The sequence below is a fragment of the Caulobacter sp. GW821-FHT11E11 genome (assembly GCF_058808315.1).
In genome coordinates, this window is record NZ_JBXARO010000007.1 from 226,673 (window position 1) to 239,788 (window position 13,116).

At 68.8% G+C, this 13,116-nt stretch carries 15 protein-coding genes; 7 read left to right on the top strand and 8 right to left on the bottom strand.

Features of this window, described 5'->3' with window-relative positions; translation table 11 throughout:
- Positions 1–13: 13 nt before the first annotated feature.
- Positions 14–811, top strand: a complete 798-nt coding sequence (locus tag AC1RR5_RS18775) for a CAP domain-containing protein (RefSeq protein ID WP_492923823.1) — start codon at positions 14–16, stop codon at positions 809–811.
- On the opposite strand, the gene AC1RR5_RS18780 is transcribed toward AC1RR5_RS18775, so the two are convergent.
- The 3 genes from AC1RR5_RS18780 to ilvC all read right to left on the bottom strand — a co-directional run bounded on the left by AC1RR5_RS18780 (position 808) and on the right by ilvC (position 3,194).
- Positions 808–1,395: a hypothetical protein gene (locus tag AC1RR5_RS18780; RefSeq protein ID WP_492923825.1), complete on the bottom strand. Its 588-nt coding sequence runs from the start codon at positions 1,393–1,395 to the stop codon at positions 808–810. The genes AC1RR5_RS18775 and AC1RR5_RS18780 overlap by 4 nt on opposite strands.
- Before the next feature lie 55 nt (positions 1,396–1,450).
- Positions 1,451–2,032 (bottom strand): YceI family protein, encoded by a 582-nt coding sequence (locus tag AC1RR5_RS18785; RefSeq protein WP_492923827.1) that lies wholly within the window; start codon positions 2,030–2,032, stop codon positions 1,451–1,453.
- Between the two features lie 142 nt (positions 2,033–2,174).
- Positions 2,175–3,194: a ketol-acid reductoisomerase gene (gene ilvC, locus AC1RR5_RS18790; RefSeq protein ID WP_492923829.1), complete on the bottom strand. Its 1,020-nt coding sequence runs from the start codon at positions 3,192–3,194 to the stop codon at positions 2,175–2,177.
- 167 nt (positions 3,195–3,361) lie between these two features.
- On the opposite strand from ilvC, the gene AC1RR5_RS18795 reads away from it, so the two are divergent.
- Entirely contained in the window at positions 3,362–4,297 is a 936-nt protein-coding gene (locus AC1RR5_RS18795; RefSeq protein ID WP_492923831.1) for a flavodoxin family protein, read from the top strand.
- Here AC1RR5_RS18795 and AC1RR5_RS18800 read toward each other — a convergent pair.
- From AC1RR5_RS18800 to AC1RR5_RS18810, 3 genes are all read right to left on the bottom strand, one after another.
- Positions 4,294–4,686, bottom strand: a complete 393-nt coding sequence (locus AC1RR5_RS18800) for a VOC family protein (RefSeq protein ID WP_492923833.1) — start codon at positions 4,684–4,686, stop codon at positions 4,294–4,296. The two genes, AC1RR5_RS18795 and AC1RR5_RS18800, sit on opposite strands and share 4 nt — an antisense overlap.
- A 36-nt stretch (positions 4,687–4,722) precedes the next feature.
- Positions 4,723–5,112 (bottom strand): DoxX family protein, encoded by a 390-nt coding sequence (locus AC1RR5_RS18805; RefSeq protein WP_492923835.1) that lies wholly within the window; start codon positions 5,110–5,112, stop codon positions 4,723–4,725.
- A 156-nt stretch (positions 5,113–5,268) separates the two neighbouring features.
- The gene (locus AC1RR5_RS18810; RefSeq protein ID WP_492923837.1) at positions 5,269–6,216 is read right to left on the bottom strand and encodes an RcnB family protein; all 948 of its coding nucleotides are present in this window, start codon (positions 6,214–6,216) and stop codon (positions 5,269–5,271) included.
- Positions 6,217–6,321: 105 nt separating this feature from the next.
- Between AC1RR5_RS18810 and AC1RR5_RS18815 the strand changes: the two genes are divergently transcribed.
- The 4 genes from AC1RR5_RS18815 to AC1RR5_RS18830 all read left to right on the top strand — a co-directional run bounded on the left by AC1RR5_RS18815 (position 6,322) and on the right by AC1RR5_RS18830 (position 9,356).
- Positions 6,322–6,882, top strand: a complete 561-nt coding sequence (locus AC1RR5_RS18815) for a DUF924 family protein (protein WP_492923839.1) — start codon at positions 6,322–6,324, stop codon at positions 6,880–6,882.
- A 79-nt stretch (positions 6,883–6,961) separates the two neighbouring features.
- Positions 6,962–7,912: a CsgG/HfaB family protein gene (locus AC1RR5_RS18820; RefSeq protein ID WP_492923841.1), complete on the top strand. Its 951-nt coding sequence runs from the start codon at positions 6,962–6,964 to the stop codon at positions 7,910–7,912.
- A 101-nt stretch (positions 7,913–8,013) separates the two neighbouring features.
- Positions 8,014–8,850 (top strand): thymidylate synthase, encoded by an 837-nt coding sequence (locus tag AC1RR5_RS18825; RefSeq protein WP_492923843.1) that lies wholly within the window; start codon positions 8,014–8,016, stop codon positions 8,848–8,850.
- Complete coding sequence (locus AC1RR5_RS18830; RefSeq protein WP_492923845.1) at positions 8,847–9,356, top strand: dihydrofolate reductase; 510 nt, start codon at positions 8,847–8,849, stop codon at positions 9,354–9,356. The genes AC1RR5_RS18825 and AC1RR5_RS18830 overlap by 4 nt, the downstream gene beginning before the upstream one ends.
- 25 nt (positions 9,357–9,381) lie before the next feature.
- Here the strand turns inward: AC1RR5_RS18830 and AC1RR5_RS18835 are convergent, their stop codons facing one another.
- Positions 9,382–9,876, bottom strand: a complete 495-nt coding sequence (locus tag AC1RR5_RS18835; RefSeq protein ID WP_492923847.1) for a hypothetical protein — start codon at positions 9,874–9,876, stop codon at positions 9,382–9,384.
- A 154-nt stretch (positions 9,877–10,030) separates the two neighbouring features.
- On the opposite strand from AC1RR5_RS18835, the gene AC1RR5_RS18840 reads away from it, so the two are divergent.
- Positions 10,031–12,112 carry a hybrid sensor histidine kinase/response regulator gene (locus AC1RR5_RS18840; protein WP_492923849.1) on the top strand — a complete coding sequence of 694 codons (2,082 nt, stop codon included), beginning with the start codon at positions 10,031–10,033 and terminating at the stop codon, positions 12,110–12,112.
- On the opposite strand, the gene AC1RR5_RS18845 is transcribed toward AC1RR5_RS18840, so the two are convergent.
- Positions 12,094–13,113 (bottom strand): hypothetical protein, encoded by a 1,020-nt coding sequence (locus tag AC1RR5_RS18845; RefSeq protein WP_492923851.1) that lies wholly within the window; start codon positions 13,111–13,113, stop codon positions 12,094–12,096. The genes AC1RR5_RS18840 and AC1RR5_RS18845 overlap by 19 nt on opposite strands.
- Positions 13,114–13,116: the final 3 nt, after the last annotated feature.

A 13,116-nucleotide genomic window follows, 5' to 3' on the forward strand; every position in this document is an offset into this window, starting at 1 on the left:
ACTCGGAGATGGAATGACGTCGATCGCGCGAAGAACCTTGTTGGCCGGCGGCCTCGCTCTCGCCGCGACGCCCGTTCTGGCCGCCCCGCCTCAGCCCTGGGTGGCCTATGAGCGACGCCTGCGCGGCCTTCTGGACGATCCGCCCGGCGGCGACTTCGATCCGGACTTCGAAGAGACGCTGCGGGATCTCAACAACCTCATCCGCCGTCGCGATGGTCTGCCGCCGCTGGCTTTCGACGCCGGCCTGACCCGCGCCGCCCGCGCCCACGCCGCCGACATGGCCGTCACCGACGTCTTCGACCACGTGACGCGCGAGGGTTATTCCGCCGCCGGCCGAGTCGGCCTGCTGGCCCGCGACCTGGTGGGCGCGCCGGGCGAGAACATCGCCATGCGCCGCAACGCCGCCGGCGCGGTGCGGCCCGACCAGATCATGAACCAGTGGCGCACCAGCCCCGGCCACCGCGCCAACCTGCTGGCGCCGGGCTTCACCCATGTCGGCTACGGCGTCCTGCGCCAGGGTCCGCGAGTCATCGCCGTCGGCGCCTATGCCGAGGTCGCCGCCCGCCTGCTCGGCCCCGCGCCACTACGCGTCAGCTCGGCCGACGAGATCGCCCGCGCCCTCACGAACGCCACCCCGACGATCCGCCAGTTCTCGGTCTCCGAGCCCGGCGGCGAGGTGCTGACCACCACATACGTCGAAGGCCGCCCGCCCAGCGTCCTCCAGCCCGGCGCCTGGCAGCTGCGCCCGCACCTGTCCTCGGGCGAGCACCGCTACCAGGTGGCCTGGGGGCCGGTGTTCGTGCTGGGCTAGTGCGCTGCGCGCAGCCGCTTGTTGATCGCGCGTACGGCGGCCGGCCTGACGCTCTCCCAGTCGGGCGGCAGCGCCGGCAGCGCCCTGATCACGCTCAGCGACGCCTCGTCGCCGTAATAGCGCATGGCGCACAGCACCAGCCCCGCCTTCTCGGGGCAGGATAGCGAAAGCAGCCGGTTCAGGAACTGGGCGACCGCCGGCGGCTCGAGCCCCGAGCCTGTCGCGCCACCTATGCCGAGAAGGTTCAAGGTCGAGGCGACCCCGCGGGCAAACACCATGTCATCGGGGAGCAATGGCGCGAGCTCAGCGGCCAGGTCGAACACGATGTCGACGCTGGGCGGGTCGGCCAGAGCTTCGAGCAGCGCCAGGGCAAAGACGCGCGCCTCGGCCTCCCGGACCGCATCTCGCAGCGCCGGGTGGCCGCCGAGGCAGTAGCGCGACACCACCTCGGCCCAGTTGCGGTACGGGACCTCGGGCAGGCAGGGCGCCCTTCGCCAATCCAGCTCGTCGGCCAAGGCGTCCAGCGTCTCGGCCAAGGCCGGCGAAGGCGCGCGCGCGGCGGCGAGAATGTGCTCGACCTCCATCGTCCCGCGCCTGGCCCGTCGGCTGAGAGCCTCCGGAGTCAGCGGTTTCAACGGCTTATTGCGCCACCGCCAGAGTCTCGATGCGGATGTTGACCGCGTCGCCGATCACGCCGGCCGCGCCGGCGCTGCCGAAGGCCTTGCGGCTGATCTGGCCGGTGATGGTGAAGCCAGCCTGTTTCTTCTGGTTGTTGGGCGCGGTGCCGATCTTGTTCAGCTTGACGTCCAGGACGGCCGGCTGGGTCACGCCCATGATCGTCAGGTCGCCGGTGACCTTGGCGGTCGTGTCGCCGGTCTTTTCGACCTTGGTCGACTTGAAGGTCATGGTCGGGCTCTTGGCGGCGTTCAGCCAGCGCTCGCCCTTGATGTGCTCGTCGCGGGTCGGGTTGGCGGTGAGCAGGCTGTCGACGGTCACCGTAGCCTCGACGCGCGACTTCTCGGGCGCGGCCTCGTCCAGCCAGATGGTGCCTTCCGAGGCGGCGAAGATGCCGACGATCGAGGTGAAGCCGAAGCGGTCGATCGTGAAGGTGGTCTCGGTGTGGGCCGCGTCCAGCTTGTAGGCGACCTCGGCGGCGAAGGCGGGCGCGGCGGTCGTCGCGACGGCGGCGGTGGCGATCAGGGCGGCGAGCAGGCGTTTCATGGAGGCGTCTCCCACGTCCCCGAGCGGGACCGGCGCGAACTCTTCCGTGCGGAGGGAAACGACGCAAGCCACAAACGAAAAGCCCCCGATCGCTTTCGCGATCGAGGGCCTCCGTGGGATTTCAGCTTTGGGAAACTGAAGTTTAGTTCTTGGCCTGGTCGACCAGCTTGTTCTTGGCGATCCAGGGCATCATGTCGCGCAGGCGGCCGCCGACTTCCTCGATCTGGTGCTCGGCCGCGCGGCGACGCGTGGCCTTGAACGAGGGCTGGCCCACAGCGTTCTCGAGCATGAAGTCACGGACGAACTTGCCCGACTGGATGTCTTCCAGCACGCGCTTCATCTCGGCCTTGGTTTCCGGCGTGATGATGCGCGGACCGGTGACGTACTCGCCGTACTCGGCGGTGTTCGAGATCGAGTAGTTCATGTTGGCGATGCCGCCTTCGTACATGAGGTCGACGATCAGCTTCAGCTCGTGCAGGCACTCGAAGTAAGCCATTTCCGGCGCGTAGCCGGCTTCCACCAGCACTTCGAAGCCGGCGCGAACCAGCTCGACCGTGCCGCCGCACAGGACGGCCTGTTCGCCGAACAGGTCGGTCTCGCACTCTTCGCGGAAGTTGGTCTCGATGATGCCCGAGCGGCCGCCGCCGATGGCCGAGGCGTAGGCCAGGCCGAGGTCCAGCGCGTTGCCGGTGGCGTTGTGGTGCACCGCGATCAGGCAGGGCACGCCGCCGCCCTTTTGATACTCGCCGCGCACGGTGTGACCTGGGCCCTTCGGCGCGACCATCAGGACGTCGATGGTGTCCTTCGGCTCGATCAGGCCGAAGTGGACGTTCAGACCGTGGGCGAACAGCAGGGCCGCGCCGTCACGGATGTTGGGGGCGATGTCGTTCTTGTAGATCGCGGCCTGATGCTCGTCCGGCGCCAGGATCATGATCAGGTCGGCCCAGGCGGCGGCTTCAGCCACCGTCATGACCTTCAGGCCTTCGCCTTCGGCCTTCTTGGCGGTCGGCGAACCGGCGCGCAGCGCGACGGCGACGTTCTTGGCGCCCGAGTCACGAAGGTTGAGGGCGTGGGCGTGGCCTTGCGAGCCGTAGCCTACAATAGCGATCTTCCGGTCCAGGATGCGGGCGATGTCGGCGTCGCGGTCGTAGTAGACGCGCATGATTTCTTCTCCAGGACTGGTCAATCAAGGTCGCCCGCGCAACGGCTGAGCGACAAAGGCCGGGCGTTTGAGCGTTTTTTTGCCGTTTCGTCAAGGCGAAGCCGACAGAACGCCGAAATGCGAACAGCCTTCCGGCCACGTTTTAAGCGCTCGTGCGTTCGTACGCCATGCCGACACCCGAAAAGGACGGCCACGAGCCGCCCAAAGCCGCCATTCACCCGACCGAACAGCGTCCGCTGCGGGTCCTGATCGTCGCGGGCTCGCAACGCCGCCACAACAGTTGCCCGGGCCTGGATTCGAAGGCCCGCGCCCTGATGCTGCGGATGGCCGCGCGCATGCCGCCGGGCTGGCAGGTCGACACCGAGGACCTGGGCAACCAGCACGGCAAACCCAAGATCCAGGCCTGCAACGCCTGCGTCAGCTCGTCGATGGCGCTCTGCGTCTACCCCTGCAACTGCTACGGCCCGCGCTCGACCAGCCAGCCGGACCTGATGTGGGACCTGGACCTCTACGGCCGCCTGGCCCGCGCCGACGCCTGGGCGCTGATCGGGCCGACCAACTGGTACGGGCCGACGACCAACTTCAAGCTGATGTTCGATCGCCTGGTCTGCGCGGCCGGCGGCAATCCCCGCCCCGATCTGATCGACAAGAAGGACACCCTGAAGGCCCAGGCCCTGGAGCGCTCGCCCGAGTGGCGGCAGATAACGAAGAACCACCTGGAAGGCCGCTCGGCCGGCTTCTTCACCTATTGCGACGGCGGGGCCAACGAGCTGGGCAAGGACGGCCGGCCCAAGCTGGTGCGCGACAAGGAGTGGTTCGATCCGGCTGAGGAGCCCTACCCCGACGAGCGCCTGTCCTACCAAGGGCTGGTCTGGCAGTGCCGCTACAGCGGGATCGAAGTCCCTGACGAGCTATGGGTGGCCGGCGCGTTCGGCGAGGGCGTGCCCTATGCCGACGACCAGATCGAGGACGCCATGGCCGACGCCAAGGCCCTGAAGCCCTTCGACGCCTGGGCCAGCGCCTTCATCCGCCATGTGGAGAAGAAGGGCGTGGTGGCGACCAAGGACGACGAACGGGCGGCGCTGTCGACGACCAATATCTAGCCGCGCAGCTCCAGCCCGTTGCCGTCGGGATCCTTCAGGTAGATCGACACTGACAGGCCCGATGCGCCGAAGCGGTCGCCCTCATCGCCCAGCGCCACGCCTTTGGCGACCAGCTCGGCTTTGACCGTCTCAAGGTCGAAGCCTTCGATGGCGATGCAGAAGTGGTCCAGGTTGCGGCCTTCGACGCCCGGCGCGGCGCCGCCCTGCTTGCCCAGCACGCCGTCGATCTCGACCAGGTCGATCAGCGAGGATCCGGCCCGCAGCTGGGTCATGCCGATCCTGTCCTGCCGGCGCTCCAACGCGCAGCCGATGACGTCCCTGTAGAAGGCCTCGGCGACGGCGCGGTCGCGCACCCGCAGCACCACGTGATCGATCCCGGCCGGCTTCATCGGCGTGCTCCCTCTTTCGCTCGGATATAGGCGCGGTCAGGCGCGGCGGAAGGGAAACTGGGCGCGCAGGGCCGGGTCGCGCAGCCACAGGCCGCCCCACATGAACAGGCCCAGATAGAGCGAGAACAGTTCGTGGCTGAACAGCGGGCTCTCGACCCGCACCTGGGTGGCCATGGCCCCGCCCAGCAGGCCCGTCATCAGCACCGCGCCCAGAACAGCCGTGCGCGGGAAGAGATAGAGCGCCAGGAAGGCCAGCTCCATCAGGCCGATCATCAGGACGTAGTCGGCCTTCCAGCCCAGCGACACCAGGGTCTCGGCGGCCACGGGCATGCCCAGCAGCTTAGGCGCGATCGACGCGCCCAGCATGAAGAGGGCGAAAAGGCCGGTCAGGACGCGACCGGTCCACACCATGGGGGAAGCTTTCATCGGATCTCTCTCCATTCGGCGGGATGTCCGCCTTTGGACCGAGGACGGCCGAGCTTCGCCCGGTCCGACATCGCAGGGAAAGAAATTCGACGAACGCCACGAGAGGGTCCTCCAAAAGAGAACGGGCGGGCCTCCTTAAGAGACCCGCCCGCGGCATTACCAGAAGAGGTCGTAGTAAACGCTCAGGACCTGGCCGCTCCAGATGTCGACCAGGATGGCGTTGTCGCCGACCCGGACCCATTCGCAGCCGATCGGAGGCTGCGGCAGGCCGTACTGCCAGGCGTCCAGATAGTACGAGCTGCCGTACCAGCCGCCCGGCAGATAGTCGCCGAACGACCAGCTGCGGACGTACCAGCCGCGCGGATAGCGGTAGGCCGGGGCGCGATAGCGCTGAGCCGACCGGAAGCTCGGGCGGTAGTGGTTACGGTCGTACTGCGGACGATTGCGGTCGCGATCGCGATACTGGCCCTGGCCCGGGCGACGGTCGTTCCGGTCCCAGCCGCCGCGATTGTCGTTGCGGTCGTTGCGGTCCCAGCCGCCCGGACGGTTGTCGTTGCCACGGTTGTCGTTGCGATCCGGACCGCGATTGTCGTTGCCGCGATCCGGACCCCGGTTGTCGTTGCCGCGACCGGGGCCACGGTTGTCGTCACGGTTCCAGCCGCCCGGGCGGTTGTCGTTGCGGTTCCAGCCGCTGCCGCCGTTGTTCTGCGGCTGCTGCTGGGGTTGAGGCTGAGCCTGGGGCTGCTGCGGTTGCGGGCGCTCGCCGCCACGGTTCCAGTCCGGCCGGCCGCCGCGATCGCCGCCCCGATCGCCTCGGTTCCAGCCGCCGCCGTTGTTCTGCTGCGGTTGGGCTTGAGGCTGAGGTTGAGGCTGGGCCTGCGGACGTTCGCCGCCGCCACGGTTCCAGCCGCCGCCGCCGCCGCGATCACCGCGCTCGACACGATCGCCGCCACGGTCTCCACCGCGATCTCCGCGCGGGCCGCCGTCGCGCTGTTCGCGCTGCGCCTGCTGTTGTTGAGCGACCACCGCCCCGGCGGCGCCGGCCTCGGCAGCCGCACCGCCCAGCAACGAAAGCAGCATGGCGGTCGTGATCAGACGTTTCATTTCTTGCTCCGAAGGGCCTTGAAGCAAGGCCCGGGCTTGTCCCTTGATAGCACTCTCGGACTCACCGGATGAACCGGGCTTGAACGGACTTCACGAGGGCCTTCGATGAGCGCGCACCCCAACGACGTCGTCAGTTTCTGGCGCAAGGCCGGCCCGAAGAAATGGTTCGCCAAGGACCATGCCTTCGACGCCGCCATCGCCCTGAAGTTCGAACAGACCCACTACCGCGCCTCGATGCGCCGCTACGACGCCTGGATGGAGACCCCCATCGGCGCGATGGCCCTGATGATCCTGCTCGATCAGTTCCCGCGCAACATGTACCGCAACACGCCGCACGCCTTCGCCACCGACCCGCTGGCCCGGATGTTCGCCCGCCAGGCCATCGCCGCCGGCCACGACACCGACGCGGCCATCGAGGCCGACCTGCGGCCGTTCTTCTACCTGCCGTTCGAGCACTCGGAATCGCTGGTCGACCAGGAGTTCAGCGTCGAGCTGTTCGCCGCGCTGCAGGCCGACACCGGCGACGAGGAGTCGATGAAGTACGCGATCATCCACCGCGACATCATCGCCCGGTTTGGTCGCTTCCCCCATCGAAACGAGGGTCTTGGTCGCATAACCACCGACGCCGAGCGCGAATTCCTCGACGAAGGCGGTTTCGCTGGTTAACCACGCCTCAATCTTGGCGCGACCCAGGCTCGCCTGTAGGGTGAAGCGCAGGTCGGGGATTATTCGGGGAATACGAGTTATGAAAGCTTTCCGTAGCGCGCTGGCCGTTGGCTTGGCGCTTACCGCGCTGACGCCGTCAACGACCTTCGCCCAGGCCAAGGCCAGCAAGGGCCAGACGATGCAGACCCAGGCTTCGGGCGAGGTGCCGCGCTGCTCGCGCAAGCTGGGCACGCTGTCGATCGTCGATGGTGACGATTCCAGCGGCTGGACCCAGTACAACCTGGCTTCGCCGCAGAAGGTGCTGCGCGCCATCGTCCAGAAGTCGGGCTGCTTCAATCTGGTCGACCGCGGCGCGGGCCTCGGCGCGGCGCAGAAGGAGCGTGAGATCGGCGGCGGTCTTGGCCTGCAGCGCGGCTCCAATGTCGGCCAGGGTCAGGTCAAGGCGGCCGACTACGTGCTGGTCGCCGAGGTCCAGGGCAGCAACAGCAATGTCGGCGGCGGCGCGGTGGCCGGCGCCATCGGCGGCCTGATCGGCGGTCGCGTCGGCGGCCTGGTCGGCGGCATCAAGACCAAGAAATTGGAAGCCAACACCGTCCTGTCGCTGACCAACGTCCGCACCACCGAGACCACGTCGGTCGCCGAGGGCTATGCGGTGAAGAACGACATCGGCTGGGGCGCAGGCGGCGGCTACGGCTTCGCCGGCGCGGTCGGCGGCGGCTACGAAGACACCGACATCGGTCGCATCGTCACCCTGTCGTTCATCAACGCCTATTCGAAGATGATCGGCGACCTGGGCCTGCTGTCGGACGGCGTTCCGGCCGCCCAAGCCGCGCCGGCCAAGACCTTCGCCGCCCAGCGCCCCGTCGCCATGCGCGCCACCCCGGTCGCCGGCGGCAAACTGATCCGCACCCTGCCCGCTGGCGCCATCGTCTATCCGACCGGCAAGCAGCAGGAGCTGTGGTGGGAAGTCGCCGACGAGAACGACAACGTCGGTTGGGTCCTGAACACTGGCCTGGCGCCATCGAAGTAAGGCCAAGCTCCCAAAAAACGGGGAGAAATGGCTGTCGATTGTGGACGCCCGCCAGGCTCGTACTGGCGGGCGTTTCGATTCGGCGGCACTCTAGGGCCATCATGAGCACCGCCGTCCTCGCCCCCGCCAAAGCCGCCGATCACCCCGAGCGGCAGTATCTGGCCCTTCTCGCCGACATCCTTGAGAACGGCGTGCAGCGTGGCGACCGTACGGGCACCGGCACGCTGGGCGTGTTCGGCCGGCAGATCCGCTTTGACCTCGCCAAGGGCTTCCCGGTCCTGACGACCAAGAAGCTGCACCTGCGCTCGATCTTCATCGAGCTGCTGTGGTTCCTGAAGGGCGACACCAACATCGCCTATCTCAAGGACAACGGCGTGCGTATCTGGGACGAGTGGGCCGACGAGAACGGTGACCTGGGCCCCGTCTACGGCAAGCAGTGGCGCTCGTGGGCGACGCCGGACGGCCGGGTGATCGACCAGATCGCCAACCTCGTCGAGAACCTGAAGACCAATCCCAACAGCCGCCGCCACATCGTCACGGCCTGGAACCCGGCCGATGTCGACGACATGGCCTTGCCGCCTTGCCACTGCCTGTTCCAGTTCTTCGTCGCGGATGGGAAGCTGAGCTGCCAGCTCTACCAGCGCAGCGCCGACGTCTTCCTGGGCGTGCCGTTCAACATCGCCAGCTATGCCCTGCTGACCGTGATGGTCGCCAAGGTCGTCGGCTTGGAGCCGGGCGAGTTCGTCCACACCTTCGGCGACGCCCACCTCTATCTGAACCACCTGGACCAGGCCCGCGAGCAGCTGGCCCGCGAGCCCTTCGACTTCCCAACCCTGAAGATCGCCGACAAGCGCGACCTGTTCGCCTTCGAGTACGAGGACTTCACGCTGGAAGGCTACCAGGCTCACCCGCACATCAAGGCCGAGGTCTCGGTTTGATCCGTCTGGCCATCGTCGTCGCCCGCGCGGCCAACGGCGTGATCGGTCGCGACGGCGACCTGCCCTGGCGGCTGAAGTCGGATCTGGCGCTGTTCAAGGCCAACACCCTGGGCAAGCCCATCATCATGGGCCGCAAGACCTGGGACAGCCTGCCCCGCAAGCCCCTGCCCGGCCGCACCAACATCGTGTTGTCGCGCGACCAGAGCTTCGAGCCCCAGAACGCGGTGGCCTGCGAGACCTGGATGGAGGCCGTCGAGATCGCCAAGGAGCAGGCCTCCGACGACGGGGCCGAAGAGGTCTGCGTGATCGGCGGCCACGCGCTGTTCGAGCTGGCCCTGCCCAAGGCCAAGCGCCTGTACCTGACCGACGTCGCCGCCGAGGTCGAGGGCGACGTCCACTTCCCCGAGTTCGACGAGAGCGCCTGGACCGAGGTGCGCCGCGAGGAACACCCCGCCGGTGAAGGCGACGATCACGCCTTCACCTTCCGGGTGCTGGAGCGCCGCTGAGGCCCTCGGCTTCAGTCCCGCCCGATTACGACTTCCAAGGCCATTTGAAGCCACGCTTCCGCGGGGTTGGGCGCTCCTGGAGCGTAGGTGCGGCTTCGGCGGCCGCATCCGCCAGCGTCTGTGGCTTGCGCTCCAGGTTGGCCAACTTTCGCGTCTTCAAGGGCTTGCCGGTGCAGGCCTGGAAGATGGCCTCGACCTGGCCGCCTTTGCCGACTTCGGGCATGGCGTATTTGGCCGGGCCGATCCGGTGGGCGGTGATCACGGTGTCGCCCTTGTCGGTCTTGCTCCAGCCGAGACGCGAGTGGACCGCGGTGTCGCCGAAGCGCTTCTGGAGATCGCGATCGAAGGCCTTGTGGATCGCCGCGTCGACGACCGGGCTCCACTGTTCGTTCTTCATCGCCGGGCAGCTGGCCCGCGTCGGCATCGCCGCTGGAGACTTCGACCAAGGCGTGGAGGGCAAGGTCCCGCAGCCCGTCAGCATCAACCCCGCCGCAGCGACCGCCATCACAGATACCCGCATAGCCCAGAATCCCTTGTCCGTACTTCGCCCCACGCTCACCGCGAAATCGTGGCGGGCGCAAGGCCTAGCCGCGCCAATTTGACGCTGCCGCGATTAACCGGCGGCAGGCGCCTGGGCGCGCATTCTGGTCATCCCAGTATGGGTGGACCAGACGTTGACGCGTAGCACCGAGCGCCTTTCCCAGGACGGCCAGAACCTCAGGATCGCGGGGCTGCTCGCGGCCTTCGTGGGATCGATGGCCTATAGCCTGTTCCTGGCCGGCGCGACCAAAAACCTGCCGTCGATCTGGACCGCCAACGCCGTGATCATCGCCGGCCTGCTGACCCTGACGGGCCGGGCCCGCTGGATCCTGCTGGGCTTGGCCGCCGTGGCCGACGTCGCCGTCGAGCTGGTGGCCGGCGTCGACCTGGGCTTCATCCTCGTCGTCGCGCCGCAGGATATGCTGCAGGTGGCCATCACCGCCTGGGGCCTGCAACGCCTGCGCCTGACCAGCCATATGCGCAGCCCCTGGGGCCTGGCCCGCATCACCGGCGTGGCCACGATCTTCATCGTCGCCTCGTCACTGGTGACGACCGCGACCCTGGCCATTTCGCAAGGACGCCCGCCCCTGGACGGCTGGGCGGACTGGATCATGCCCAACGTGCTGGGCCTGATCCTGGCCATGCCGACCACGATCATCCTGATGGACCGCCGCCACAAGCCGCTGTTCGCGGCCTCGGCCTGGCAGCTGACGGTGCTGACCCTGCTGGTGGCCCTGAGCGCGGCGGCGATCTTCACCTGGGAGCCGGCGCTGCAGGCCCTGCTGTTCGCCCCCGCCATGCTGGCCGTGTTTCTGGGCGGGCCGCGCGCGGTGGCCATCGTGGTCATCGCCTCGCTGGCGGCCTCGATCCCGGCCGTGCTGCGGCGGACCGGCGTCGATCCCGAGGTCGCCCTCTCGCCGCTGCGCCACACCCTGGTGTTCCATGCCATGCTGTTCGCCGTCTGCCTGATGGCGGCGATGATCCTGGAACGGCAGAAGCGCCTGCAGGCCCTGATGGCGCGGGGCCGCGACGCCGCGCGCGCCGCCCAGGCCAGCGCCCAGGCCGCCAACCAGGCCAAGTCCGAGTTCCTGGCCACGATCAGCCACGAGATCCGCACCCCGTTGAACAGCATCCTGGGCTTCGCCGATCTGGTGGCCGACGATCCGGGCCTGTCGGGCGAGAGCCGTCGCCGCGTCGACCTGATCGGTCGCTCTGGCCGCTCGCTGGTCGAGATCATCAACGACCTGCTGGACTTCTCGAAGCTGGAAGCCGGCCGCATGGAGCTGGATCCTGAACCGCTGGCTCCGGCCCTGGTGTTGCGCGACGCCGTGGCCATCGCCGCTCCGGCCGCCGAGGCTAAGGGCCTGGATCTGCGGGTCGAGGTGGTCGGCGGCGACGAGGACGCCCTGTTCGCCCTGGACGACACCCGCCTGCGCCAGATTCTGCTGAACCTGGTCTCCAACGCCATCAAGTTCACCCGCGACGGCGCGGTGACCGCGCGCCTGGACCTGTCGGCCGCGCCTGGGCGCCTGCGGTTCGAGGTTTCCGACACCGGCATCGGCATCGCGCCCGAGGTGCAGGCCCGTCTCTTCCAGCGCTTCACCCAGGCCGACAGTTCGATCAGCCGCGGCTTTGGCGGCACCGGCCTGGGCCTGGCCATCAGCAAGGCCCTGGTCACCCGCATGGGCGGCGAGATCGGCGTCGAGAGCGCGCCGGGCCGGGGCTCGTGCTTCTGGGTCGACCTACCGGTCGAGACGGCGCAGCCGGTGGCGGCTCCGGCCGTCGCCCTGCCCGAGGCCAGCAACACGCGCGGCGCCCGGGTGCTGCTGGTCGACGACCACCCGGTCAATCGCGAGCTGGGCCATGCCCTGCTGGTTCTGGGCGGCCACGAGGTGGTTACCGCCGAGGGCGGGGCCGAGGCTCTGGCCCTGGTGCGCGACGAGGCCTTCGACCTGATCCTGATGGACGTCCACATGCCCGACATGGACGGCCTGGCCGCCACTCGCGCCATCCGGGCCATGGGCGGCCACCGGGGCGCGACCCCGATCCTGGCGCTCAGCGCCGACGCCATGCCCGAGCAGGTCGCCCGCTGCCTGGCCGCCGGCATGGACGGCCATGTGGCCAAGCCGATCGTCCGCGACACCCTGCTGGCGGCGGTCGCCCGCTTCACCGCCCCGTCGGTCGAGATCGTCGAAGCTCAGTCGTCGGTGAAGTAGTCGGCGATCGCAGCGTCGACGGTCTCCAGCTCGAACTTCGGCGAGGCGGCGCGCTCCAGGGCCCGGCGGATCTGCCAGGCGCTGCGGCCGACGTGGACGCCCATGCCGCGCAGCTCGGCGACGATCGCCTCGCGCGTGGCCTCGTCGACCGGCTGGTTGTTGCGCAGCCGCGCCTGGTCCAGTCGCCAGCCGAAGAAGGCGTCGGGCCGCAGCTCCACCACCGCGCCGGGCGCGGGCTGCCATTCGTAGATGGCGCTGCGCTGGTCGACGGCGCTGTCCAGATAGTCGACCAGGCAGTTGCGGTAGCGGCGGGCGGCGTCGCGGATGGCGGCGGCCGTTTCCAGCGGCCTCAGGCGCTCGGTTCCCGGATGGGGCGCGGGCGGCAGCTCGCGGCGGAAGTCCTCGACGACCAGAGTGAACAGCGCCTTGGGCGTGGGCGCCTGCCCCCAGGCCGCCACGCGTTCGCCCAGCACATCCGCAGGCAGAAGCTTGGCCAGGACGGCGTGCGTCTCGGCCAGCAGCGCCGCCTGGGCGGGCGTGACGCGCAGGGCCACGCCGCCGACCTCACGCAACTCCTTGGGCAAGGCCGTCAGCGCGCGAACAAGATCAGGCGTGATGGCCTCAGCGTGGCGCAGGGTCTTGGCCGGCGCGGGGTCGACCAGCAGGTGGACCAGGGCGCGATAGTCCTCGGGCGCCCAGGCGATCTCGCCCAGGTGTTCGAGAGCCCGGCGCAGGCCTTCAGGCGCGACGTCCTCCAGCGCCAGGCGAATGGCCTTGCGCATCGGCAGGTCCATCAGGCGGGTGACATCGATCGGCGGGCCACCGAGGGGTTCGGCGGCCAGCATCAGGCAGATCAGGTGACGGCGCGCGGCCGTGGCGGTGACGAACGACGCGTGCGGCGCGGGCCACAGGGCGGCCAGCACGTCGGCATAGGGCGGCGCGATCAGGCGTAGCAGGGGCGAGGCGACCAGGGTCGAACTCGCGAGAGACTGGACGGTCATCTA